At 64.7% G+C, this 25,087-nt stretch carries 22 protein-coding genes and 1 pseudogene; 18 read left to right on the forward strand and 5 right to left on the reverse strand.

All coding sequences use genetic code 11. The features are described 5' to 3' along the window. Nucleotides 1-104: 104 nt before the first annotated feature. The 11 genes and pseudogenes from MB84_RS21265 to gloA all read left to right on the forward strand — a co-directional run bounded on the left by MB84_RS21265 (nt 105) and on the right by gloA (nt 11,404). A complete protein-coding gene (locus MB84_RS21265) occupies nt 105-1,172 on the forward strand; it encodes a PhoH family protein (protein ID WP_046293110.1) in 1,068 nt (355 codons plus the stop codon). Then, nucleotides 1,169-1,633 (forward strand): annotated as a pseudogene (gene ybeY, locus MB84_RS21270) (rRNA maturation RNase YbeY); the annotation flags it as partial. The gene MB84_RS21265 and the pseudogene ybeY, both read left to right, overlap by 4 nt. 172 nt (nt 1,634-1,805) lie before the next feature. Beyond that, on the forward strand, nt 1,806-2,501 hold the full coding sequence (locus MB84_RS21275; RefSeq protein WP_046289796.1) for a gamma-glutamylcyclotransferase: 696 nt from the start codon (nt 1,806-1,808) through the stop codon (nt 2,499-2,501). A 173-nt stretch (nt 2,502-2,674) separates the two neighbouring features. Then, nucleotides 2,675-3,550, forward strand: coding sequence for a CorC family transporter (locus tag MB84_RS21280; protein WP_046289797.1), 876 nt, complete (start codon nt 2,675-2,677; stop codon nt 3,548-3,550). Nucleotides 3,551-3,574: 24 nt separating this feature from the next. Next, nucleotides 3,575-5,122: an apolipoprotein N-acyltransferase gene (lnt, locus tag MB84_RS21285; RefSeq protein WP_046293112.1), complete on the forward strand. Its 1,548-nt coding sequence runs from the start codon at nt 3,575-3,577 to the stop codon at nt 5,120-5,122. A 206-nt stretch (nt 5,123-5,328) separates the two neighbouring features. Then, nucleotides 5,329-6,267 (forward strand): glycine--tRNA ligase subunit alpha, encoded by a 939-nt coding sequence (gene glyQ, locus MB84_RS21290; RefSeq protein ID WP_046293113.1) that lies wholly within the window; start codon nt 5,329-5,331, stop codon nt 6,265-6,267. Continuing rightward, nucleotides 6,264-8,384, forward strand: a complete 2,121-nt coding sequence (gene glyS / locus MB84_RS21295; protein ID WP_046289798.1) for a glycine--tRNA ligase subunit beta — start codon at nt 6,264-6,266, stop codon at nt 8,382-8,384. Before glyQ ends, glyS begins: the two co-directional genes overlap by 4 nt. A gap of 27 nt (nt 8,385-8,411) precedes the next feature. Next, on the forward strand, nt 8,412-8,996 hold the full coding sequence (gene gmhB, locus MB84_RS21300; RefSeq protein WP_046289799.1) for a D-glycero-beta-D-manno-heptose 1,7-bisphosphate 7-phosphatase: 585 nt from the start codon (nt 8,412-8,414) through the stop codon (nt 8,994-8,996). A 121-nt stretch (nt 8,997-9,117) separates the two neighbouring features. Continuing rightward, complete coding sequence (locus tag MB84_RS21305) at nt 9,118-9,894, forward strand: lysophospholipid acyltransferase family protein (protein ID WP_046289800.1); 777 nt, start codon at nt 9,118-9,120, stop codon at nt 9,892-9,894. A 24-nt stretch (nt 9,895-9,918) separates the two neighbouring features. After that, nucleotides 9,919-10,884, forward strand: coding sequence for a M48 family metallopeptidase (locus MB84_RS21310; protein WP_425415875.1), 966 nt, complete (start codon nt 9,919-9,921; stop codon nt 10,882-10,884). A 118-nt stretch (nt 10,885-11,002) separates the two neighbouring features. Continuing rightward, complete coding sequence (gene gloA, locus MB84_RS21315; protein ID WP_046289802.1) at nt 11,003-11,404, forward strand: lactoylglutathione lyase; 402 nt, start codon at nt 11,003-11,005, stop codon at nt 11,402-11,404. Between the two features lie 95 nt (nt 11,405-11,499). On the opposite strand, the gene MB84_RS29135 is transcribed toward gloA, so the two are convergent. After that, complete coding sequence (locus tag MB84_RS29135; RefSeq protein ID WP_084009916.1) at nt 11,500-11,958, reverse strand: rubredoxin; 459 nt, start codon at nt 11,956-11,958, stop codon at nt 11,500-11,502. Between the two features lie 307 nt (nt 11,959-12,265). Here MB84_RS29135 and MB84_RS21325 point away from each other — a divergent pair, with 307 nt between their 5' ends. After that, on the forward strand, nt 12,266-13,156 hold the full coding sequence (locus tag MB84_RS21325; RefSeq protein WP_046289803.1) for a DMT family transporter: 891 nt from the start codon (nt 12,266-12,268) through the stop codon (nt 13,154-13,156). Here MB84_RS21325 and rsmA read toward each other — a convergent pair. Genes rsmA through MB84_RS21345 form a run of 4 tightly spaced genes read right to left on the reverse strand, consistent with a single transcriptional unit; the run spans nt 13,131 to nt 18,765 of the window. Beyond that, a complete protein-coding gene (gene rsmA / locus MB84_RS21330; protein ID WP_046289804.1) occupies nt 13,131-13,964 on the reverse strand; it encodes a 16S rRNA (adenine(1518)-N(6)/adenine(1519)-N(6))-dimethyltransferase RsmA in 834 nt (277 codons plus the stop codon). The genes MB84_RS21325 and rsmA overlap by 26 nt on opposite strands. Nucleotides 13,965-13,974: 10 nt before the next feature. Beyond that, nucleotides 13,975-15,087 (reverse strand): 4-hydroxythreonine-4-phosphate dehydrogenase PdxA, encoded by a 1,113-nt coding sequence (gene pdxA, locus MB84_RS21335; RefSeq protein ID WP_046289805.1) that lies wholly within the window; start codon nt 15,085-15,087, stop codon nt 13,975-13,977. 2 nt (nt 15,088-15,089) lie between these two features. Then, nucleotides 15,090-16,457, reverse strand: a complete 1,368-nt coding sequence (locus tag MB84_RS21340) for a peptidylprolyl isomerase (RefSeq protein ID WP_052652656.1) — start codon at nt 16,455-16,457, stop codon at nt 15,090-15,092. After that, on the reverse strand, nt 16,450-18,765 hold the full coding sequence (locus tag MB84_RS21345) for an LPS-assembly protein LptD (RefSeq protein WP_169835033.1): 2,316 nt from the start codon (nt 18,763-18,765) through the stop codon (nt 16,450-16,452). Before MB84_RS21345 ends, MB84_RS21340 begins: the two co-directional genes overlap by 8 nt. A gap of 211 nt (nt 18,766-18,976) precedes the next feature. On the opposite strand from MB84_RS21345, the gene MB84_RS21350 reads away from it, so the two are divergent. The 6 genes from MB84_RS21350 to MB84_RS21375 all read left to right on the forward strand — a co-directional run bounded on the left by MB84_RS21350 (nt 18,977) and on the right by MB84_RS21375 (nt 25,030). Next, nucleotides 18,977-20,062 carry an aminoglycoside phosphotransferase family protein gene (locus MB84_RS21350; protein ID WP_084009917.1) on the forward strand — a complete coding sequence of 362 codons (1,086 nt, stop codon included), beginning with the start codon at nt 18,977-18,979 and terminating at the stop codon, nt 20,060-20,062. A 10-nt stretch (nt 20,063-20,072) separates the two neighbouring features. Next, a complete protein-coding gene (gene murU / locus MB84_RS21355) occupies nt 20,073-20,813 on the forward strand; it encodes an N-acetylmuramate alpha-1-phosphate uridylyltransferase MurU (protein ID WP_046289808.1) in 741 nt (246 codons plus the stop codon). A 52-nt stretch (nt 20,814-20,865) separates the two neighbouring features. After that, the gene (locus tag MB84_RS21360) at nt 20,866-22,197 is read left to right on the forward strand and encodes an aminopeptidase P N-terminal domain-containing protein (protein ID WP_046289809.1); all 1,332 of its coding nucleotides are present in this window, start codon (nt 20,866-20,868) and stop codon (nt 22,195-22,197) included. Nucleotides 22,198-22,218: 21 nt separating this feature from the next. Then, on the forward strand, nt 22,219-23,565 hold the full coding sequence (locus MB84_RS21365) for a UbiH/UbiF/VisC/COQ6 family ubiquinone biosynthesis hydroxylase (RefSeq protein WP_084009918.1): 1,347 nt from the start codon (nt 22,219-22,221) through the stop codon (nt 23,563-23,565). A 254-nt stretch (nt 23,566-23,819) separates the two neighbouring features. Continuing rightward, complete coding sequence (dusB, locus tag MB84_RS21370) at nt 23,820-24,800, forward strand: tRNA dihydrouridine synthase DusB (protein WP_046289810.1); 981 nt, start codon at nt 23,820-23,822, stop codon at nt 24,798-24,800. Continuing rightward, nucleotides 24,797-25,030, forward strand: coding sequence for a Fis family transcriptional regulator (locus MB84_RS21375; protein WP_039393174.1), 234 nt, complete (start codon nt 24,797-24,799; stop codon nt 25,028-25,030). Before dusB ends, MB84_RS21375 begins: the two co-directional genes overlap by 4 nt. Nucleotides 25,031-25,087 lie beyond the last annotated feature (57 nt).

The following is a 25,087-nucleotide window of genomic DNA, read 5'->3' on the forward strand; positions in this document are numbered from 1 at the left end:
GGGGCACAACGGATGACACCCCCGTCCCGCCGTTTCCTCGTTTCGCCGTCATGGGTAAGCCATCGAACATCGAACGACCTGAACAGGCAACCGACCGGATTATCTTGAAAGCACCCGTCCAAGAATTTACCGCCCCGCGCGACGACAATCGCCGTCTGGCCAATCTCTGCGGCCCGCTCGACGAGAACCTGCGTCAGATCGAGCAGGCGCTCGACGTCTCGATCAGCCGCCGAGGCCATCGCTTCTCGATTCGCGGCAAAAGCGCCGCCGTCGCCACGCAAGCCCTCGAGAGTTTCTACAACCGCGCCACCGAAGCGCTGTCCGTCGACGATATCCAGTTGGGTCTCGTGGAGACGCGTCAGGGCCTCGCGCCGACCGTGCGTCACCGCGACGACAATCCGTTTGCCGCGGGCGAGACGGAAGACGGCTCGCCGGTGCTGCACACGCGTCGCAGCGACCTGCACGGCCGCACGCCCGCGCAGCGCGACTATCTGAAGCAGATCCTCTCGCACGACGTGACGTTCGGCATCGGCCCGGCCGGTACCGGCAAGACGTATCTGGCGGTGGCGTGCGCCGTCGACGCGCTCGAGCGCGACGCCGTCAAGCGCATCGTGCTCACGCGTCCGGCGGTGGAAGCGGGCGAGCGTCTGGGCTTCCTGCCGGGCGATCTCGCGCAGAAGGTCGATCCGTATCTGCGTCCGCTGTACGACGCCCTCTACGATCTGCTTGGCTTCGACAAGACGCAGAAGTACTTCGAGAAGCAGATGATCGAGATCGCGCCGCTCGCCTACATGCGCGGCCGCACGCTCAACCATGCGTTCATCATTCTGGACGAGGCGCAGAACACCACGCCCGAGCAGATGAAGATGTTTCTCACGCGTATCGGCTTCGGCAGCAAGGCGGTTGTGACTGGCGACACCACGCAGGTCGACCTGCCGCGCGGCCAGAAGAGCGGTCTGATGGAAGCGCAGGTGATTCTGAAGAACGTGCGTGGTATTGCCATGACGCGCTTCACCAGCGTCGACGTCGTGCGTCACCCGCTGGTCGCGCGCATCGTCGAAGCGTACGACGAGCATGCGCAGCATCTGGAAGCCGGGCTGGACCTGCCTGCGTCGGAGCAAGGGCGTGAGCGCCCGTCCCGTGGTCCGCGTGCTGCCGGAGGCAAGGCATGAGCGAGCGGGCCGTGCGCCATGCGCTCATGCTGACGAGCCAGTTCGTCGCGGGTCCGGCGTTCGCGTCGCACAAGGCGCTGCTCACGCGCACCGCGGTGCGTCGCTGGGTGCAGGCCGCGCTGCTGGCCGACGCCGAGCTGACGCTGCGCTTCGTCGACGCCGACGAAGGCCAGACGCTCAATCGCGGCTATCGCGGCACGGATTACGCCACGAATGTGCTGACATTCGCCTACGCACAGGATGAAAGCGATCCGGTGAGCGGCGATATCGTGCTGTGCTGCCCGGTGGTCGAGCGCGAAGCGAACGAGCAAGGCATTGCACTCGAAGCGCATTACGCGCACCTGATCGTGCACGGCGTGCTCCACGCGCAGGGCTACGATCACGAGGAAGACGACGAAGCGCAGGAGATGGAAGGCCTGGAGACGGAGATTCTTGCCGGGCTGGGCTACGCCGATCCCTACGCATCCGAGAAGGCGCCGACGGCCGTCGCAGCGGCCAAACCCGTGATGGCGCCGAAAAGCCGTCAAGCCGCAGCGCCTGCCGATTCGGCTGCACCGACAAAGCGCGCAAAACCGGCCAACGCGGTCAAGACGTCCGCCGCGCGCCGCACCTGAACCGAGACCGACCGAACGTATGGAACGCATCCCCGAGCGATCGACCGACCCTGAAGCGCCTGAAGCTCTCCAGGCCAGTACGTCGAGCGGCCCCGGATGCAACCGGTACCCGCCGGATCTCGGCGTCTCCCGCCACCTGAGCCCGGAAGAAATGAGCGAATCGCTCGACGCCGCGCTCACCGGCTGGAACGGGCGCGAAGACCTCTGGATCTTCGCCTACGGCTCGCTCATCTGGAACCCCGGCATGCCCGTCGAAGAATGCCTGCGCGCCCGCGTGCACGGCTATCACCGGGGGCTGTATCTGTGGTCGCGCGTCAATCGCGGCACGCCGGAGCAGCCGGGACTTGTGCTGGCGCTCGATCGCGGCGGCTCGTGCGCCGGGGTGGCGATGCGTCTTGCCGCAAAGCACGTCCGCACGGAATTCGAAACGCTCTGGTATCGGGAAATGGCGATGGGCTCCTATCGTCCGATGTGGCTGAATTGCCAGTTGGCCGACGGCCGCACCAAGCCGGGCCTCGCCTTCGTCATGCGACGCGAAGCGGCAAGCTACGCCGGCCGTCTGCCCGACGCCATCGTCCGCCAGGTGTTCGATCGGGCGCAGGGACGCTACGGCACCACGCACGACTACGTTGTCCGTACCGTCAAGGCGCTGCGCGAAGCGGGCATGCCCGACCCGGCGCTCGAGGCGGTGCTGCGCCGCTGCGAGGCGAAGTAGGTGCACCGGAATGCAGCATCCAATGTGCTGGAATGTCCTGAAATATGCACGGCGTTGTGCGTGTCGCCCGAAGCGTTGCAATGCCACCCGCCTGACGCGGTAACGCCGCACATCTGGTGTATCCTTGAGCTTCCTGTAACAGCTCGGCGTCCGCCCAACTTGGACGCGCCGTCATGAACGACCCTTATCCCAGTCGACCCGGTCCAAAGAAAACCGACAAACCTCGCTCTCTGCTCGAACGCCTCACCGATCTGATTTCCCCGGAGCCGGAGTCGCGCGCGGAGTTGCTCGAAATTCTGCAAGACGCTCACGCCCGTAACCTGATGGACGCCGATTCTCTGGCGATGATCGAGGGCGTATTCCAGGTGGCCGATCTATGTGCGCGCGACATCATGGTGCCGCGCGCGCAGATGGACGCCATCAACATCGAACAGACTCCCGAAGAATTTGTCCCCTTCGTGCTGGAACAGGCGCACTCGCGCTATCCGGTCTACGAGGGCAATCGCGACAACATCATCGGCATTCTGCTCGCGAAGGATCTGCTGCGTTACTACGCCAATCACGACTTCGACGTGCGCGACATGCTGCGCCCGGCCGTGTTCATTCCGGAGTCGAAGCGTCTGAACGTGCTGCTGCACGACTTCCGCGTCAATCGCAATCACATCGCCATCGTCGTGGACGAATACGGCGGCGTGGCCGGCCTCATCACGATTGAAGACGTGCTCGAGCAGATCGTCGGCGACATCGAAGACGAGTACGACTTCGACGAGGAAGAGGACAACATCATCGCCGCGCCCGACGGCTCGTATCGCATTCGTGCGCTCACGGAAATCGAGCAATTCAACGAAGCCTTCGGCACACAGTTTCACGATGACGAGAACGACACGATCGGCGGTATGATCACGCACCAGTTCGGCCGTGTGCCGCGCCGTGGCGAACGTCTGCGCATCGGCAATCTCGTGTTCGAAGTGCTGCGCGCCGACGGCCGTCAGGTCCACATGCTGCTGTTGCGGCGCGTGGAGCCGGCACCCGTCGTTCAGCCCGAGTAACTCACTCATCGATCCATGCAGGAAATGACCGTCCACGCGCCCGAGCGGCGCTCGTGGCCGGCCTGGCGTGCCCGTGCGCTCGCCGGTCTGGCCGGTATCGCACAAACGCTGGCCTTCGCGCCACGCGACCTGTGGTGGCTGCAATTGCTCGCGATGGCGGGGCTGTTCGCGCTCGTCGAGCGCAGCGCCTCGCGACGCAACGCCCTCTGGCTGGGCGGCAGTTTCGGCCTCACCTCGTTCGTCTGCGGCATCTGGTGGCTCTACATCAGCATGCACACCTATGGCGGCATGCCCGCTGTGATGGCCGGGGCGGCAGTCGTCCTGTTCTCGATCTATCTGGCGATCTATCCGGCGCTGGCCGCGTTCGCCACGCGCGCCGTGCCGCCCACCGGCCCGTGGCGCGTGCTGGCCTTCGCCGGGGCCTGGACGCTCGCCGAATGGCTGCGCGGCATCGTCTTCACCGGGTTCCCCTGGCTCTCGCCCGGCTACGCCCATGTCGACGGCCCGCTCGCGGGCTTCGCCCCGCTGCTCGGCGTGTACGGCATCACCGGTCTCGCCGCGCTTGCCGCCGCCTGGCTCGCCCGCGCCGTGTTGCCCGTCGTTGCGACGACGGGTGCCGCACGACGGCTGGCCGCCGTAGTCGGTGTACTGGTGCTGCTGGGCGTGGGTATCGGTCTGTCCCGTCACGCCTGGACGACGCCCTCGGGGCAGCCGCTCACCGTACGGCTGCTGCAAGGCAATATCCCGCAGGACATGAAGTTCGAGCGCGCGGGCATCGACCGCGCCATGGCGCTCTATCGCGACATGATCGTGGCCGCGCCGGCCGATCTCATCGTGACGCCGGAGACAGCGTTCCCGGTGTTGCTGCAAGGCATTGCGCCTGACGTCGCTGTACCGATCCGCGAGTTTGCGGACCGCACCGGCTCGCACGTGGTGCTGGGCGCGGTCGGCGCGACGATCACGGATCGCGGCCCTACCGACCTCACCAACAGCCTTTTCGGCGTGACGCCGCGCGACCAGACGCTCTATCGCTACGACAAACACCATCTCGTGCCTTTCGGCGAGTTCGTGCCGTGGGGCTTTCGCTGGTTCGTCGACATGATGCACATCCCGTTGGGCGATTTCCTGCGCGGCAGCGCCACGCCGAGCGGCTTCCCGGTGCGCGACCAGCGTATCGCGATGAACATCTGCTACGAGGATCTGTTCGGCGAGGAAATCGCGCAGGCGTTGCGCAATATGCCGGAACCGGCCACGGTGCTCGTGAACTCGACCAACCTCGCGTGGTTTGGCGACACCATCGCGCTCGATCAGCACTTGCAGATCGCCCGCATGCGCACGCTTGAGACGGGACGCCCGATGCTGCGTGCGACGAACACGGGCGCGACGGCGATCATCGATGCGCACGGCCATGTGCAGGGGCGTCTGCCCGCCATGACGGTCGGCGCGCTCACAGGCAGCGTCCAGCCGTTCACCGGCCTCACGCCATACGTGCGCTTCGGTAATGCGCCTGCACTGGTGCTCGCACTCGTCGCGCTGGGCCTCGGTCTGGTCATGACGCGCCGCTCGCGCTAAGCGGCAAAACAGTCGGCGTCGCATCGTCAAAACGACACAGGGGGACGTGAAAATCCCCCTGTCGTGCCGCCCCGGGGCCATCGGCGCCCCGTTCGGGTCGAATTCCCGCTAAAATTCAACGTTTTAGTCTTTTGGCCGCGCTCGCGGCCGGGCCGAAAGACTGCGCAAAATCCGCATTTTTTCCTGTTCGTCCGCGCGAATTCATCATGCTTACCTTTCAACAAGTCATCCTGACGTTGCAGGATTACTGGGACAAGCAAGGCTGTGCATTGCTCCAGCCTTACGACATGGAGGTCGGCGCCGGTACCTCGCACACTGCCACGTTCCTGCGCGCGATCGGTCCGGAGCCGTGGCGCGCTGCCTATGTGCAGCCGTCGCGCCGTCCCAAGGATGGCCGTTACGGTGAGAACCCGAACCGCATGCAGCACTACTACCAGTATCAGGTGGTGCTTAAGCCCGCCCCGGAAAACATCCTCGACCTGTATCTGGGCTCGCTGCGCGCGCTCGGGCTCGATCTGACGAAAAACGACGTTCGCTTCGTCGAAGACGACTGGGAAAACCCCACGCTCGGCGCCTGGGGTCTGGGCTGGGAAGTGTGGTTGAACGGCATGGAAGTCACGCAGTTCACCTACTTCCAGCAAGTCGGCGGCCTCGACTGCAAGCCGGTGCTCGGCGAGATCACGTACGGCATCGAGCGTCTGGCGATGTATCTGCAACAGGTCGAGAACGTCTACGACCTCGTGTGGACCGAGTGGGAAGAGCAAACGGCCGACGGCCCGGTCAAGCGCCGTCTGACCTACGGCGATGTGTTCCATCAGAACGAAGTGGAACAGTCGACGTACAACTTCGAGCATTCGAACCAGCCGATGCTGTTCAGCTTCTTCGACAATTATGAGAGCGAAGCCAAGCGTCTGATCGAGGCCGAACTGGCGCTGCCCGCCTACGAGATGATTCTCAAGGCGGCACACACCTTCAACCTGCTCGACGCGCGCGGCGCCATCTCGGTGACCGAGCGCGCGGCGTATATTGGCCGTATCCGCGCGCTGTCGCGCCTGATCGCACAGGCCTACTACGCTTCGCGCGAAAAGCTCGGCTTCCCGATGCTGAACGCCCCCGCCGCTAAAATTCAAACGCAAGCCGCATGATGAGCACCGCACAACGCACCCTGCTGGTCGAACTGCTGACCGAAGAATTGCCGCCGAAGGCGCTGGCGCGTCTGGGCGACGCGTTTGCCGACGGCATCGCCAACGGCCTGCGCACGCGCGGGCTCACCACGCACGCCAGCGTCGTCACGCCGTTCGCCACGCCGCGCCGTCTGGCCGTCTCGATCACGAACGTGCTCGAACGCGCCCCGGATGCCACCATCCGCGCCAAGGTGCTGCCGGTGTCCGTCGCACTCGACGCCAACGGCAATCCCACCCCGCCGCTCGCGAAGAAACTTGCAGCGATGGGCTTCGCCGACCTGCCGGTCGCGAGCCTGGAGCGCGCAATGGATGGCAAGGCCGAAGCCTTCTTCCACACCTACACCGCTGCCGGTGCCCAATTGGCCGACGCGCTGCAAGCTTCGCTCGACGAAACGCTCGGCAAGCTGCCGATTCCGAAGGTCATGAGCTATCAGCGTCCGGACGGCGAGACGGTGCAGTTCGTGCGTCCGGTGCACGGCCTGATTGCACTGCACGGCGACACGCTTGTGCCCGCAACGGCCATCGGTCTCGCGTCGGGCAATAAGACGCAGGGACACCGCTTCCTGTCGAAGGGTGAGGTCACCGTCGCCAATGCCGACGCCTACGCCGCCACGCTCGAGGCCGAAGGCAAGGTCGTGGCGAGCTTCACTGGGCGTCGCGACGCCATCCGCACGCAATTGCTCGCCGCCGCCGGTAACGACCACGTGGTGATGCCGGACGCGCTGCTCGACGAAGTGACCGCACTCGTCGAATGGCCCGCGATCTACGCCTGCCATTTCGAGAAGGAATTCCTGGCGGTGCCGCAGGAATGTCTGATTCTCACGATGCAGACGAACCAGAAGTACTTCGCGCTCACCGACAAGCCGCTGGCCGACGGCGGCCGTCTGACGAACCGCTTCCTGATCGTCTCCAACATCGAGACGGGCAACCCCGGGCAGATCGTGACGGGTAACGAGCGCGTGGTGCGTCCGCGTCTGGCCGATGCGAAGTTCTTCTTCGAGCAGGACAAGAAGAAGCCGCTGGCCGATCGCGTGCCGCTGCTCGCGAACGTCGTGTATCACAACAAGCTGGGCTCGCAGTTCGAGCGCACACAGCGTCTGGTAAAGCTCGCCGGTGCGATCGCGCACATGATCGGTACGGATCAGGATGGCGTGAAACTCGCCGAGCGCGGCGCACTGCTGGCCAAAGCCGACCTGCTGACCGACATGGTCGGCGAGTTCCCCGAATTGCAAGGCACGATGGGCACGTACTACGCACGTCATGATGGCGAAGCTGCCGACGTCGCGCTGGCCTGCTCGGAACACTATCAGCCGCGTTTCGCCGGCGACGCCCTGCCCGCCAGCACCACCGGCACAGTGGTGGCACTGGCCGACAAGCTCGAAACGCTGGTCGGCATCTGGGGCATCGGCCTGCAACCGACGGGAGAGAAAGACCCGTTCGCGCTGCGCCGTCACGCGCTGGGCATCGTGCGCATGCTCATCGAGAAGCGTTTGCCGGTGATTCTGCCGGAACTGCTGAACGTCACGTACAAGCAGTTCACCACGGGCGTGGCCGATTCCGCTTACCTGAACGACGTCTACCAGTTCGTGCTCGACCGACTGCGCGGCTACCTGCGAGAGCAGGGATATGCCGCCAACGAAATCGAAGCGGTGCTGGCCGATCACCCGAAGTATCTCGGCGATCTGATCGAGCGTCTGGATGCCGTGCGCGCCTTCTCGGCGCTGCCGCAAGCCGAAGCGCTCGCCGCCGCGAACAAGCGTATCGGCAACATCCTGAAGAAGACGGCCCCGCCGGCCGACGGCACGATTTCGCCGGACCTGCTGCTGGAATCGGCCGAGAAAGCGCTTAACGCCGCGCTCGAAAAGGTGACGCCGGTGGTCGAGCGGCACTTCGAAGCACGCGAGTACGCGCAGGCGCTTTCCGCGCTGGCCGAGCTGCGCGATGCGGTCGACGCCTTCTTCAACGACGTGATGGTGATGGCCGAGGAGGATGCGTTGCGCCACAACCGTCTCGCGTTGCTCAAGAACCTGCACTTCCAGATGAACCGCGTGGCCGATCTCTCGAAGCTCGCCGCCTGATGTTCCAACGAGTCAACTGAGCCACTCATGGATTCGCGCAAAGATCGCACCCCCGGCCCCGCCGCCCGAAAACTCGTGATTCTCGACCGGGACGGCGTGATCAACGCCGACTCGGATCAATTCATCAAGTCGACGGACGAGTGGGTACCGCTGCCCGGCAGTCTCGAGGCCATCGGTCGGCTCAATCAGGCCGGGTACCGCGTGGTCGTCGCGACGAACCAGTCGGGCGTGGGGCGCGGTCTTTTCGACATGGCGACGCTCGGTGCGATGCACGCGAAGATGTCGAAGCTGGCGGCGGCCGCCGGCGGACGCATCGACGCCGTGTTCTTCTGTCCGCATACCTCGGTGGATGCCTGCGACTGCCGCAAGCCCAAGCCCGGTCTGTTCCAGGAAATCGCGCGACGCTACGAAGTCGACCTGACCGGTGTTCCGGCCGTGGGCGATTCGCTGCGCGATCTTCAGGCGGCTGCGGCCGTGGGTGCGCTGCCGCATCTGGTGCTCACCGGCAAGGGCAAGAAGACGCTCGCCGCAGGCAACCTGCCCGAAGGCACGCGCGTGCACGATAGTCTGGCGGCGTTCGTCAACGATCTGCTTGCCGACAAGGACGCGTAACCTCACGCTCGCCCCCGAACAACGACCGCCCAGCCTTCGCTGAACTGCCGCCCCGCCGCGCGTACTATGACGTGGTCACGCGCAAACATCGCGAAGACGATCGATCCCAGGCCCGAACCCCATGCTGCAACTTCGCTCGATTCTCTTCTTCATCTTCCAGATCGTCTGGACGATTCCGTACGCCATCGCGTGCATCCTGTCGTTCCCGTTCCTGTCGCGCGTGCAGCGCTACTGGTTCGCGGTGGGCTGGTGCAAGGTCGTGACGCGTGTCGGCGACAAGCTGTGCGGCATGCGCTATCGCGTGATCGGCTGGGAGAACCTGCCGCAGACACCGGCGATCATTCTGTCCAAGCACCAATCGGCGTGGGAGACGGTAGCGCTGCCCGCGCTGATGCCGCGCCCGCTGTGCTACGTGTTCAAACGCGAGTTGCTGTACGTGCCTTTCTTCGGCTGGGCGCTGGGCCTGCTGAGCATGATTCACATCGATCGCCGCAAGGGCACGGATGCCTTCGCATCGGTCGTGAAGCAAGGGCGCGAGCGTCTGTCGGAAGGGTCGTGGATCATCATGTTCCCGGAAGGCACGCGCACGAAAACCGGTTCGCGTAACAAATACAAGTCGGGCGGCGCGCGTCTGGCCACCGCAACCGGTGCGCCGGTCGTGCCGATTGCGCACAATGCCGGACGTGTCTGGCCGCGCAACTCGTTTATGAAATTTCCCGGGGAAGTAATCGTCTCGATCGGTCCGGTCATCGAGACGGCAGGCCGCACGGCCGAAGCCGTCAACGCCGATGTCGCCGAGTGGATCGAGCGCGAGATGATACGTATCGACCCCGCCGCCTACACGTCGAAACCGAGGGCGAGCGCGTCTGACACCTCCGACGCCACACCCCGGACCTGACTGCGCCCCACGCGAGACCGTCTCATGTCGAAAGCCCAACCCGCCACACGCGATAGCCGCTCCCGGCATGAGACCCCTGCACCCCAGATGGAACTCGATTTGTTCGGCAGCCCCGCTGCCGAGGCCAACGGTGTCGCCACCGACGCCCCTTTAGCTTCGAGTGCGCCTGCCACGACCGGCACGCCCATCCACACCGTTGCCTCTCCCGCCACCGCAAGCGATTCCGCGTCGCTCGCCCCGGGCGCCGGGCCGCGTCGCGCGCCGACGCCGGGCGAGCGCGTCATCATGCTCGACGGTCACGCGCTCTACTACCGTTTCAAGCGCTCCTCGCGCCGGACCATCGGCTTCATGATCGATGAATCGGGGCTGGCCGTGACCGCCCCGCGCTGGGTCACGATTGCGGACGTGGAAGCCGCCGTCGTCGAGAAGAAGCGCTGGATCTTCAGCAAGATCGCCGAATTCCGCGAACGCGCCGCGCGCCGGGTGATTCCCCGTGTGACGTGGATCGACGGCGCATCGCTGCCCTATCTGGGCCACACGCTGACGGTCCGCCTTGGCGGACGCTCGGGCGCCGCGCAGTACGACATCCACACGCACACGCTGTGGCTCGATCTGCCGCCGCAGGCCGCCTCCGAACAGATGCGCGACCGAGTGCAAGGTTGGTTGCAACAGGAAGCGCGCAAGCTCTTCACGTCGCGCCTCGACGTCTACGGCGAGCGCCTGGGCGTGCGTTACTCCGCGCTCGGGCTGTCGTCGGCGACGACCCGCTGGGGCAGTTGCAGTGCCGACGGACGCATTCGCCTGAACTGGCGGCTCATCCACTTCCCGCTGGGCGTGATCGACTACGTCGTGGCGCACGAACTGGCGCATTTGAAGGAGATGAACCACGGTCCACGCTTCTGGCAAGCCGTGGCGTCGATCTTCCCGGAATTCGAAGCCGCGCGCGATACGCTCAAGTCGCACGCGCCCGAGTGGTTGCCTGAGTTCTGAGCGAATGTCGCAATACGCTACGTCTCAAGGAAAAAATTTCTCAACGCAACATGAATGATGTTCATTTTCATGGTCGCGGGTACAATCGAGTTCTCGTTGTCCCCACACTGAAAACACCATGCGAATGCTCCATACCATGCTGCGCGTCGGCGACCTGCAGCGCTCGATCGATTTCTACACGCGCGTGCTCGGCATGCAACTGCTGCGTCAGAGCGAGAACCCCGAGTACAAGTACACGCTGGCGTTCGTCGGCTACGGTGCCGAGTCGGAAAACACCGTCCTCGAACTGACGTACAACTGGGGCGTGGAAAAGTACGAGATCGGCACCGCGTTTGGCCATCTGGCGATCGAAGTCGACGACGCCTACAAGGCGTGCGACACGATCCGCGCCGCAGGCGGCAAAGTCTCGCGCGAAGCGGGCCCGGTCAAGGGCGGCACCACGGTCATCGCCTTCGTGGAAGATCCGGACGGCTACAAGATCGAGCTGATCCAGAAGCATTCGAGCAAGGGCGATCTGTAAGCCAAACGCCTGCACGATTCGCAGGACTCGCTCGCTGCCTGATGTGACGACGGCCGCCCGAGGGCGGCCGTCGTTTTTTCGGCACATGCGACGCGTTAGCACTCCACCATCGCGAAGTCCTCCTTACCCACGTCGCACAGCGGGCAACGCCAGTCGTGCGGCACATCTTCCCAGCGCGTGCCCGGGGCAATGCCGTCCTCCGGATACCCCACCGCTTCGTCGTAAATCCATCCGCAAATCACACAGACCCACTGGCGCGACGCCGCGTCCGGGGCGCTTGTCGTCTCGTCCTGCGAAAACGTTGCCGCACCGTCGTCATTGAGCGTATCCGACGTATCGGACGTCTTCGTCGCGCCCGGATCCAGCAACGTAAAGATCATCGGGGATTCGGTGCCCGAGGCATCGGTCGCCGGACGGCTCAGATGCACTTGCAGTGCATCGAGCAGCGCCTGCGCTTCGTCGCGCGTGAGATCGACCCAGTAAGGATCGCCAGCGCCATCGTTGAGTCGTGACGGGGAAAACTGCAATTCGACGGCAGAACCTTTCTTGTACATACGTGCGTGCTAAATCTGAAGCGGAGTACGGTGAAATCGATGGCTGAGCGATGACTGCGGCGTTGTTCGACGAAGAACGAGAGCCGCCTCGCGGAGCATTGTATAGGTGCGACGGAGCGCAATAAACGGGCGAGAGGGGGACATATTGTCCCGCGTGATGCGACAATCACACCCGAACAGACGAACGAACGTCGATAAAGATGACCCGCGTTGGCGGCACCGATTTGATGCGTTGAGTATCAGGATCGGTGACAATGACCGCTTCTGCGCGTCGTGCCCACGATGCATCGTCATCCGAATTAATTCCATGAAAACCACACCGCGTCCGATCGATGCCACAGCGCTCGCCATCATGCTGGGGCTGTGTATGGTCTGGGGAGGCCAGCAGGTCGCCGTCAAACTGGCGGTGCCGGTCGTGCCCGCCGTCTTGCAGGCCGGACTGCGCTCCGTCGTGGCGACAGTGCTTGTCGGTGCGTGGATGCTGTGGCGGCGTCAGCGCCTGATCACCGGCGACGGCACGCTGCCCGCCGGCATTCTCGCCGGTGCGCTGTTTTCGCTCGAATTCCTCTGCATCTTCGTCGGCCTCACGCACACGAGCGCGTCGCGCATGGCCGTCTTTCTGTACTCGGCCCCTTGCTTCACCGCGATCGGACTGCACTGGACGGTGCCCAACGAACGGCTGCGACCCATGCAATGGCTCGGCATGGTCATCGCGTTTTGCGGTATCGCGGTGGCGTTCTCGGACGGCAGCGGCGCGGATCTGGCCAGCACGTGGCCCGGCGATCTGCTGGCCATTCTGGCCGGCGTCTTCTGGGGGATGACGACGGTCGTCGTGCGAGCCTCGCGTCTGGCGAGCGCCGCACCGTCGAAGACATTGCTGTACCAGTTGGCCGTCTCGGCGGTCCTGCTGTGTGCACTGGCGCTCGCAACGGGGAATGTGCACATCGGACCGATGACGTCGACCGTCTGGATCAGTCTCGTCTACCAATCCATCGGGGTGGCCTTCGCGAGCTATCTGATCTGGTTCTGGTTGCTCACACGGTACAGCGCCGCCCGGCTCGCGTCCTTTTCGTTCCTCAGCCCGCTGTTCGGGGTGACGTTCGGCGTGCTGATTCTCGGCGAATCGGTCGGCTGGCGCTTTGGCTGTGCCGTCGTCCTCGTCTTCGCCGGAATCAGCCTTGTGAACCGACGCCGCTGATCGCGCGCGACAGGTTGACGTATTCGTCGACCGGCACATCTTCGGCACGACGCGTGAGGTCGAAGCCGAGCGCGTCGAAATCGACACGATCGCGGTAGCTGTGCAACGTGTTGCGCAGCATCTTGCGTCGCTGCGAAAACGCCTGCGCCACCACCGCCTCGAACACGTCGAGATCGACCTGCGGCAGATCGGCCACGGCACGCGGGATCATCCGCACCACAGCGGAATCGACTTTCGGCGGCGGATTGAAAGCGTCAGGCGGCACGTGCAGTACCTTGTCCATCCAGTAGCGGTACTGAAGCATGACCGACAGGCGGCTGTAGTTGCTTGAACCGGCCGGGGCCACCATGCGCTCGACCACTTCGTCCTGCAGCATGAAGTGCTGGTCGCGCACGAGCGCGGCGTAACGCATCAGATGGAACAGCAGCGGGCTGGAGATGTTGTACGGCAGATTGCCGACAATGCGCAGCGGTGCTTCGTCGCGACGATCTTCCGGGACGAGCGCACCGAAATCGAAGTCGAGGGCGTCGCCAGCGTGCACGCTCACGCGCTCGCCGAACTTGCGCGTCAGACGCGCGACCAGGTCGCGGTCGAGTTCCACTACGTGCAGATGCGCCAGCCACTCGGTGAGCGGGGTCGTCAGCGCGCCAAGGCCCGGCCCGATTTCGACCATCAGGTCGTCGGTGCGCGGCGAAATGGCGCTGATGATCGAATCGATCACGCCCATGTCGACGAGAAAGTTCTGACCAAAACGTTTGCGCGCCACGTGGCCCTGTTGGACGCCCGTGCGCTTCGATGCGCTACTCATGTGAAATTCCTTAGGAACGCGGCGGCGTGGCGTGCGGATCGACGCCCGCGCCGGCGGTCAATTGTGCGGCTGTCGACGCATGTAACGCGGCGTTCGCCGCCATCGTCGCCGCGGTGCGCAGCGCTTCGAGCAGGCTGCCGCTCTCGGCTTGCCCCGTGCCCGCGAGGTCGAGCGCCGTGCCGTGATCGACCGACGTCCGGACGATCGGTAGTCCCAGCGTGATATTCACGCCCGCGCCGAAGCTCGCGTATTTGAGCACCGGCAAGCCCTGATCGTGGTACATCGCGAGCACCGCATCGGCACCTTCGAGATGACGCGGCTGAAACAGCGTGTCGGCGGGATAGGGACCGCGTGCATCGATACCGGCAGCGCGCGCGTCGTCGAGCGCGGGTGTAATGACGTCGATCTCCTCGCGCCCGAGATAGCCGGATTCACCGGCGTGCGGGTTGAGCCCCGTCACGAGAATACGCGGGCGTGTCACCCCGAAGTGACGCATCAGATCCTGATTGAGGATGACGAGCGTTTGCAGCAGATCGTCGCGACGAATTGCGTCGGGTACCTGCGCGAGCGGCAAATGCGTGGTCGCGAGGGCCACACGCAACCCGCCGCCGGCGAGCATCATCACGACACGCGGCGTGCCCGTGCGCTCGGCCAGATACTCGGTGTGTCCGGTGAAAGCCACGCCGCAGTCGTTGATCGTGCTCTTCTGCAACGGCGCGGTCACGATCGCGTCATACGTGCCGACCATGGCACCGTCGATGGCGTCGTCGAGCAGCGCCAGCACGTAGCGCCCGTTGGCGGCGTCGAGCTGACCCGGCGTCACGGCGGCAGCGAGCGGATGGTGCGACACGTGCACGCGCCCGCTATCGAGCAGTGCCTGCCAGGCGTCGCCGAGCCCGACGGCTTGCGCGCGTGCGGCGAGCAACGACGCGTCGCCGAGTACGGCAAAGCGGCAGTTGGCCAACGACGGATCGGGGGAAGAGGTCGCGAACGCGGTGGCGGAGGGCGCTACCGGTGCCGGTGCGGAGAAGCACTTCACCAGCGCCTGCACCGTCAACTCCGGCCCGACCCCCGCCGGTTCACCGGTGGTGATGGCGAGGAGGAAGGACCGGTTGGAACTCATGCTCACTGCTGCGCGTTGCTCAGGCGATAGTCGACGTAAGCGCTGTCGCGCAGTTGCTGCAGCCAGTCACGGTACTGCTGTTCGGCCTTGCGACCGCGCAATTCCTGCATGGCGAGATTACGTTCCTGATCGCCCGAGACCTGCGATTCGCGATGGCCCAGCACCTGAATCAGGTGATAGCCATACTCCGAACGCACCGGATCGCTGATCTGACCGTCCTTGAGTTCGGACATCGCGCGCTCGAATGCGGGGACCGTCTCGCCCGGCGAAATCCAGCCGAGATCGCCACCTTGCGAGGCGGAGCCGTCCACCGACACCTGACGCGCGAAGTCGGCAAAGTCGCCCTTGCCTGCTTCGATCTGCGCCTTGATGTCGAGCAGCTTCTGACGCGCCTGCGCTTCCGAGACACCGTCGCCCACGCGAATCAGGATGTGACGCGCGTGGATCTGCGGCACAGTCATGCCCTGATCGCCGCCCTGCTTGCGCGTCTCAACCAGTTTGATGACGTGAAAACCGTTGTTGCTGCGAAGCACTTGCGGCACAACGGTACCCGCTTGCAGCTTCTGTATCTGATTGAGATACAGATCGGGAATACGTTCGGGAATGCGGAAGCCCATGTCGCCACCGCTGGCGGCATCGGAAGCATCCGAATACTGCTTTGCCAACGCCGCGAAATCGCCACCGGCCTTCGCCTTGTCCAGCGCCTCGGTCGCCTTCTTCTGCGCTGCGTTGATCTGGTCCGGCGTCGCGCCGTCCGGCAGCTTCACGAGAATCTCGCTCAGGCGGTATTCCGTCTCCGCCGGTGCGGCATTGGCGCCACGCTGCGCGGCGAGGTAGGCGTTGATTTCCGAGTCGCTCACCTGCACCTGGCTGTCCACTTCGCGATCGCGCAGACGCGCCATGATGATCTGCTCGCGCACTTCCTTGCGGAAGGCGTCCCACGGCACACCGGCCTGGGCCAGACGCGCCTTGTACTGATCGACGCTCAGACGGTTGTCGGCGGCGATGCGCTGCAAGGCCTGTTCGACGTCGGCGTCCTTCACGACAATGCCGCTTTCCTTGGCGCGCTGAAGCTGCACCTGCGTGACGATCATCTGTTCGAGCACCTGACGCTGCAACAGATCGGCGTCCGGGATCGGGCGCTTGGCGAGCGTCAGTTGATGCTTGGCCTCCTCGATACGCGTGTCGAGCTCCTTGCGGGTGATCACGCTATCGTTGACCACGGCGACGATGGAATCGACGGCACGGGCGGACGACGCGGGTGCACCTGCGGCTTTGGCGCTGACCGGTGCCGGCTGCGCCGCCGCCACCCCGGCGGCAAGACACAGGCCCGCCAGCAGCGAGGCACGCTTCACAAACATGTCATTCATAGTTGCTGAATCGAGAAGGAATCTGGTTCGTCGGCGGCGGCTGGTAACCCGGCACCCCGACCTTGAAGGCTTCTGTGGCGCTGTTGCCCGACTTGGTCAAGCCCTTCAACTCCAACTGCGCGAAGACGCGCGAAGTTGTCGTGGTGGCGTTGGTCGCATAGCGCTGGAGCCCAATCCGGAAGGCCCAGCAGTCGGCATCATACTCGAAACCCGCCAGGGCATCGATGAACGTCTTGTCCGTAATGCTGTAGTTCAGACGGCCCACAATGCCGAATCGCGGTGTGATCGGCCACTGCCCCGAAAGTTCGATCTGGTTGATCGGCGTGACGGTCAATGCGGTCTGGCCCACGACCGGGGGCGGGTTGCGCAGGTAGCGGTAATACAGGTTGAACACCTTGCGCTCGCCCGGACGCCACGTCACACCGACGTCCGACCGGTTGAACTGCGACGTGCTCGGGCTGTACTGCACGGCGGTGCTGAATGTGATGTTCGAATACAGCAGGGCCGAGCCGCCCACCAGGAAGTCCGACACCCCGGCGTCTTCAGGCACACCGCCCGGCATCGTCACGCGCGACTGCTGAATGTTGTAGCGCTGCGCATACCAGACGCGCCCGCGCTCCACGCCGGTCTCGGCATCGATCAGGCGGGACGTCAGCGCGGCGGTGACACGGTTCGCATCCTGAATGCGGTCGACGCCGATGAACGAGTTTTCGCTGAAAATTTCCGCGAGGTTAAAGTCGGCGACCGCACTGTCGAAAATCGGGATCGAGCTTTGATTGCGATACGGCGTGTAGACGTAGAAGAAGCGCGGTTCCAACGTCTGCTTCATCGCCGTGCCGAACAGCGTCAGCGGACGCTCAAAAGTCAATCCTGTATCGAGACTGACCGTCGGCACCGTGCGCGTGATCGACGACTGCATCGTCGAGCCGTTCGGATAGTCGACGTTATACGCCGCGGCGTTGAAGATGACCTTCGGGACGATGAAGTAACCCGGCGTCAGAATCGGGTAGCTCAGCGTTGGCTGCGCGTAGATACGCTCGCCGTTCGGCTGGCCCGTCCACGACGCGATCTGAAAGCGGTTGTACCGGATCGGCATCGTGAAATCGAAGCCGTGGAAATCCAGCTTGTTATACGTCGCCGAGAGTTCCGGCACCGACTCGTACTGCGGCGCCGTGGGCGAGAGCACCTGATACTTCAGCACACGCGCGAGGAACGACCAGTCGCCGTAACTCCAGGTGAGGCCCGCTTCGCGGTTATACACGCGCTGCACACCGGTCTGGAAGTTCGTGCCGGAGCCGAAATCGTCCGGGTAGGTATCGTCCGAAACCTTCGTGAAGTTAACGTAGGCGTTCACACCATAGCCGAGCGCCTGGCTGTGCTGCCATGTGAACGTGTAGCGGGCGTCGCCCGTCACACGGTCTTTCGGCAGGTATTCGATGTGGAACAGACCGGAGTATGTCGGCTCCAGGTAGCGGAAGTCGCCTACGCCCATCACGCCGCGCTTGGTCATGATGCGCGGGGTGATCGTCAGATCGCGGTTTGGTGCGATATTGAAGTAGTACGGCGTGGCCAGTTCGAAGCCGGTTCGGCTTGACTGCGTGAACGTCGGCGCGAGGAAGCCGGAGCGGCGCTCGTTGGACGTCGGGAACGACAAATACGGGCTGGCGAGAATCGGCACGCCCTGAAAGAACAGAATGCCGTTATACACCGTGCCTTCCTGCTGTTCCTGATCGAACTCGAATTCGGACGCCTTGATGTACCACGCAGGCGTCTTGCCGTCTTCCGTACAGGTTGCGCAGCCCGAGTACGTGCCGCGTTGCAGCGTTACGACATTGTTGGCTTCGATGTCGGCGCGCTCCGACTTGCCGCCGCCGCCGGACATGAGGCGGTAGGTCGGCGTGAGCATATAGCCGTCACCCGCGCCCGTATACATATGCGCTTCGGGGCCGACAAACAGATTACCGCCCTGCGACAGACGCGCGTTGCCGTGCGCCACCACTTCGTCCGTGTCCTGATCGTAAGTCAGGCGATCGCCTTTCACGAACGAGCGGTACTTGCGCGCTTCGGCATCGCCGTCGACCGTGGCATCTACGTTGGTTCGGCCAGTGAGGGCCATGCCGCGCACATACATCGGCACATCGTCACCACCCGCGAGCGGGTTGTCGACGAGCGCTCGCACCGTGCGCAATACGAGACCGTCGCTCTTGGCGATATCGGGCGGGGGGGCTTCCTGAGCACCGGCGAGCGAACACCACACTCCCGGCAGGGAGAGCAGCAGCGCCAGTGGCTTGCGTCGCGTGCGCATCATGCGCCGCACCGACGAGACTTCATTCGTATGAACTTGTTTATCCGGCATGTACGCAAACAGCGAGACAATCGTGGCGCCGCTTGCGGGCAGCCAATCCCGCTTGTCCAGCCGGCTTCACCGGGACATTCGGGATGGTCGATCGAGGTCGAGAAACAGGGCGTCGGGAAAACATGATCGGGTATTATATGGCAAGACGTTTACGGCCCCCACCATGACCGCACAACCCAGCACCTCCGCGCGTGTTTCCAACGCTTCCAGCGAACTCTTGAACACCTCCGATCCCCGCCTGCAAGCCCTTCATCACTGGCTCTCCGGTCTGTCCTCCGAGTTTTCGCTCGACATGGCGAACTGGGCGCCGGCATCGGCCGACGCGAGCTTCCGACGCTACTTCCGCATTGGCAGCCACGCCCCCGCGCATCCGAGCCTGATCGTGATGGACGCGCCGCCCCCGCAAGAGGATTGCCGTCCTTTCGTGCACGTGGCGCAGTTGCTGGAGGAGGCCGGCCTGCAAGCGCCGAAGGTGCTGGCCGAGGATCTCGCGCAGGGTTTCCTGCTGCTCACCGATTTGGGGCGCGAAACGTATCTCGACGTCCTCACCGAAGACAACGCCCGCCCGTTGATGCGCGACGCGCTCGACGCGCTGATCGTCTGGCAAAAAAACTCGCGCACCGACGTGCTGCCCGCCTACGACACCGCCTTGCTCAAGCGCGAACTCGATCTGTTCCCCGACTGGTATATCGGCAAGCATCTGAAGGTCGAACTGAGCGAGTCGCAGCGCGCTACGCTCGATCGCATCAATCAGTTGCTCATCGACAGCGCGCTCGCACAGCCGAAAGTCTTCGTGCATCGCGACTACATGCCCCGCAATCTGATGCCGGGCCTGCCGGGCACCACCGGCCCGGGCATTCTCGATTTTCAGGATGCCGTCTACGGCCCGCTGACCTACGACGTCATCTCGCTCATGCGCGATGCGTTCCTTAGCTGGGACGAAGAACGTCAACTCGACTGGCTCGCCTATTACTGGGAACGGGCGCGCAAGGCCGGTCTGCCGGTCGACGCCGACTTCGGCGAGTTCTACCGTCAGGCCGAATGGATGGGACTGCAACGTCACCTCAAGGTGCTCGGCATCTTCGCGCGCATCAACTATCGCGACGGCAAGCCCCGCTACCTCGCCGACACGCCACGCTTTCTCGACTACGCGCGCAAGGTCGCCGACCGCTATGCGCCGCTGCGTCCGCTGGCGAAGCTGCTCGACGAGCTGACCGGCCAGCAGGTCGACGTCGGCTACACGTTCTGAGGCATCGCCCATGAAAGCGATGATTTTCGCGGCCGGACGCGGCGAGCGCATGCGTCCGCTCACCGACGCGACGCCCAAGCCGCTGCTCACCGTCGGCGGCAAGCCGATCATCGTGTGGCAGATCGAAGCGCTGGCCCGCGCCGGTGTCACGCAGATCGTGATCAATCATGCCTGGCTGGGCGCGCAGATCGAAGCGACCCTTGGCGACGGCAGCGCCTTCGGCGTGCATCTGGCGTACTCGGCCGAAGCCGAAGCGCTGGAGACGGCCGGCGGCATCGCCCACGCGCGTGCGCTGCTCGAAGGGGCCGGGAACGTGTTTCTGGCGGTCTCGGGCGACATCTTTACCGACTTCGATTACGCCACGCTTCGCGCGCAGGCCGAGCGTCTCGCCGCGCAACCCGCGCCGGGCATGCATCTGGTGATGGTGCCCAACCCGGCCTTTCATCCAACGGGCGACTTCGCGCTCGACACGGCAGGCCGTCTGTTCCTGCGCGACGCCGCGCCCGCGTCGGCCGAAGCGCTCACGTTCGGCAACATCGCACTGTACGACCTGCGTCTGTTCGACGGCATCGCCCCGGGCACGCGCATGGCGCTCACGCCGCTGTACCAGCGCACGATTGCCGCAGGAAACGCGAGCGGCGAGCGCTTCGACGGCGTTTGGGAAAACGTCGGCACCCCGGCGCAGCTCGATGCACTGGACGCCGAAGTGCGCGCCGGGCACGCCCGCTCGCCCGGCAGTAGAATCGCGTGAACGCAAGTGAATACGTCTGAACCCGAACCCATATCCCGAAATGGAGCCCGCGATGTCTGATTCCCCGTACCGTGCCCGCCGCGAGCGAGTCATCGAACAGATGCGCAAGGCCGGTGGCGGCGTCGCCATCCTGCCCACGGCGCCGGAAGTGCCGCGCAACCGCGACAGCGACTATCCGTATCGCCACGACAGCTACTTCTATTACCTGTCGGGTTTCATGGAGCCGGAAGCGGTCGTCGTCCTCGACAGCCGCACGGGGCATTCGATTCTCTTCTGCCGCGCGAAGAACGAAGAGCGGGAGATCTGGGACGGCTATCGCTTCGGCCCGGAGGCCGCGCGCGAGACCTTCGGCTTCGACGCCGCCTACCCCATCGACGAAATCGACACGCGCCTGCCGCAATTGCTGGCCGACGCCGCCGCCCTGTTCTACGCGCTGGGGGCATCGGCGCAGCAGGACCGTCAGGTGCGTCACTGGCTGAACGCCGTGCGTGCGCAGAGTCGCACCGGCGTGTCGGCACCGTCGGCCGCGCGCGACATTCGCGGGATTCTCGACGAGATGCGTCTGATCAAGGACAGCACCGAACTCGACATCATGGCCCGCGCCGGCAAGATTTCTGCCGACGCACACGTGCGCGCCATGAAGGCGTCGCGAGTCGGCCTGCGCGAATACCATCTCGAAGCCGAGCTGCTGTATGAATTCCGCCGCAACGGTTCGCAATTCCCGGCGTACGGCTCGATCGTCGCGACCGGCGCGAACGCCACCGTGCTGCACTATCGCGCGGGCGATGCCGAGCTACGCGACGGCGATCTCGTGCTGATCGACGCCGCCTGCGAACTCGACGGCTACGCCTCCGACATTACCCGCACGTTCCCTGCCAACGGCAAGTTCACATCGGCTCAGCGCGAGCTTTACGACATCGTGCTGGCCTCGCAGCAAGCCGCCATCGACGCCACACGCGCTGGCGCACGCTTCGATGCCCCGCACGAAGCCGCTGTTCGCGTGCTTGCGCAAGGCATGCTCGACACGGGCCTGCTCAAGCGCGACACCGCAGGCAGTCTGGACGACGTCATCGCCAACAAGGCCTACAGCCGCTTCTATATGCACCGCACCGGCCACTGGATCGGCATGGACGTGCACGACTGCGGCGAGTACCGGGAAGACGGGCCGAACGGCGAGCGTCCGTGGCGCACGCTGGCCGCCAACATGGTGACGACCATCGAGCCGGGCATCTACGTGCGCCCGGGACCGGACATCGACGAGCGTTACTGGAACATCGGCATTCGTATCGAAGACGACGCGGTCGTGACCGCCGACGGCTGCACGCTGCTCACGCGCGACGTGCCGGTCGATGCCGACGAAATCGAAGCGCTGATGCGCGGCTGACGCGTCACGGACTTACGGCTGATGACGAACGCACAGGCTTCCGGCATTTCCGGCACCTCCGGGATTTCCGACGTTTCCGAGAAGCGCGCAGCGACCGAACGGCCTGCCGCGCGTTTCGACGTCGCCATCGTGGGCGCCGGTCCGGTCGGCACGGCGCTCGCCCTGTTGCTCGCGCAGCGCGCACCGCATTTGCGCGTGGCGCTGGTGGACGCACGCGGCGCGCAAGCCAGCTACGACGACCCGCGCACGCTCGCGCTGTCACACGGCAGCCGCGAAATTCTCGCGCGCGCGGGCGCTTGGCCGCGCGATGCGAATGCGCGGAGCGCGCTGCCGAGCACGCCGATCCGGCACATTCACGTCTCGCAGGCGCAACGCTTCGGCAGCACCGAGATCGACTATCTCGATCACGGCGTGCCTGCCCTCGGCTACGTGGTGCGTTACGGTGCGCTCATGCGTGCGCTCGATACCGCGACGGCACAGCTACCGACGCGCGTCGAGCATGCGTCGCAGGCGTGCGCGCTCAGCGTGCTCGACAGCGACGCGCCGGGACTGCACCACTTCCGCCCGTATCGCGCCATCGCGCTACGTCAGGACACCCAGCAGGTCACGCTCACGCTAGAAGGCGCGGGCGACGATCACGCGTACACGCTGCATGCCACCCTCGCCGTCAACGCCGAAGGCGGATTATTCGAAGGGCAGATAGCGCGGCCGCGCACCCGCGACTACGGTCAGACGGCCCTGGTGGGCTTCGTGACGTGCGAGCGTCCGCGCGTCGGCTGGGCCTGGGAGCGTTTCACGTCCGACGGTCCGATAGCGCTCCTCCCGCAGGAAAACGGCTACGCGCTGGTGTGGTGCTGCTCGAACGCCGAGGCCAGTCGCCGCCGCGCATTGGACGACGCCCAGTTCCTCACCGAGCTGCACAAGGCATTCGGCGACCGCATGGGCCGCTTTACCTCGATTACCGGACGCGCGGGCTTCCCGCTCGGTCTGAACGCCCTGGGTCAGGTGGTCGACGGCCGCGTCGCGGCCATCGGCAATGCGGCCCAGACGCTTCACCCCGTCGCCGGTCAGGGCCTGAACCTCGGTTTGCGTGACGCCTTCGACCTTGCCGACAGCCTCGTTCGCCATGTCCGCGCCGGTGCGGCGCATCAAGGCGTAGCAGGTCCGGCCGCACTGGCCGCCTTCGCCCGCCGCCGACGCGCGGACCGCGGGCTTACGATCCGCATCACCGATCTGCTGCCTCGCCTCTTTGGCATCGATGCCGCACCGGTCGCCCTCGCGCGCGGCATGGCGCTGGCCAGCCTCGACCTCGTTCCTCCGCTCAAAACCGCTTTCGCTCGGCAGATGATGTTCGGCCAGCGCGGCTAATCCGGCGTTTTCGGAGTTTCCGGCGTTTCCGGCGTTTCCGGCGTTTCCGGCGTTTCCGGCGTTCTCAAGCCCTTCTCCCGGCGTCGCGCGAAGTCTTTCCGATACGGCCCCGGCAGGCCCGTCCGGCACTTTGCACATTTTTTAGGCGACGAGGGCCGGTTTTCGCAGTAAAATAGCGATCTTTTTTCCGGCTTTTCCCCTTCATCGTGCGTATCGGCCCCCACGAACTCCGCAATAACCTGTTCGTCGCCCCCATGGCGGGTGTGACGGATCGGCCGTTCCGCCAGTTGTGCAAACGGCTGGGGGCGGGCTATGCCGTGTCGGAAATGGTGGCGTCCAACGCGCAGTTGTGGAAGAGCGAGAAGACGATGCGTCGCGCGAATCACGCGGGTGAAGTGGCCCCGATTTCGGTGCAGATCGCCGGAGCCGACCCCGAGATGATGGCCGAAGCCGCACGCTACAACGTCGAGCGCGGTGCGCAGATCATCGACATCAACATGGGCTGCCCGGCCAAGAAAGTCTGTAACGTTGCCGCCGGATCGGCGCTGTTGCAGAACGAGCCGCTGGTCGCCCGCATCGTATCCGCGGTCGTGGGTGCCGTCGGCGACGTCGTACCCGTCACGCTGAAGATTCGCACGGGCTGGGACCGCGAACACAAGAACGCGCTCACGGTGGCGCGTATCGCCGAGGATTGCGGCATCAGCATGCTGACCGTGCACGGCCGCACGCGCGCCGACCTGTACCACGGCGATGCCGAGTACGAGACCATTGCCGCCGTGAAGGCCGCCGCCCGCATCCCGGTGGTGGCCAACGGCGACATCGCGTCGGCGCAGAAGGCGAAGCACGTGCTCGAAGTCACGGGCGCAGATGCCATCATGATCGGCCGCGCGGCGCAGGGGCGCCCGTGGCTCTTTCGCGACATCGAACTCTTTCTCACGACGGGCGAGATCGCCTTGCCGCCGCGCGTCGACGAGATCCAGCAGATCATGAACGAACACCTCGTGGACCATTACGAGTTCTACGGGGAGTACACCGGTGTACGGACCGCGCGGAAGCACATCGCGTGGTATTCGCGTGGCCTGCCGGGGGCAGCCACGTTCCGCCAGCGTATGAATACGCTCGACACCACGCAGGAACAGTTGGCTGCGGTCAACGCGTTTTTCGAAGAGCAGAAGGTGCACTCGGACCGCCTCTGCTATGAACAAGAATCTCCGAGGGAGCTATTAGCCGCATGAGCAAAGCAAACATAGAACAATCTGTGCGCGACAGTCTGGATATGTATTTCCGGGATCTGGACGGCGCACGGCCACATGATGTCTACGATATGGTCGTTTCCGTCGTCGAAAAACCCCTGCTCGAGTTCGTGCTCGGCAAGGCCGACGGCAACCAGTCGCTCGCCGCGGAATATCTGGGAATCAACCGCAACACGCTGCGCAAGAAGTTGCAGCAGCACGGCCTGCTGTAAGGGCTGCGGCTGCGGCAGCGCCATCCGCTGCCCTGGCCGCCCCGGCCCATCCGCGCT

It is taken from the genome of Pandoraea oxalativorans, assembly GCF_000972785.3.
In the GTDB taxonomy this organism is placed as follows: Bacteria; Pseudomonadota; Gammaproteobacteria; order Burkholderiales; family Burkholderiaceae; genus Pandoraea; species Pandoraea oxalativorans.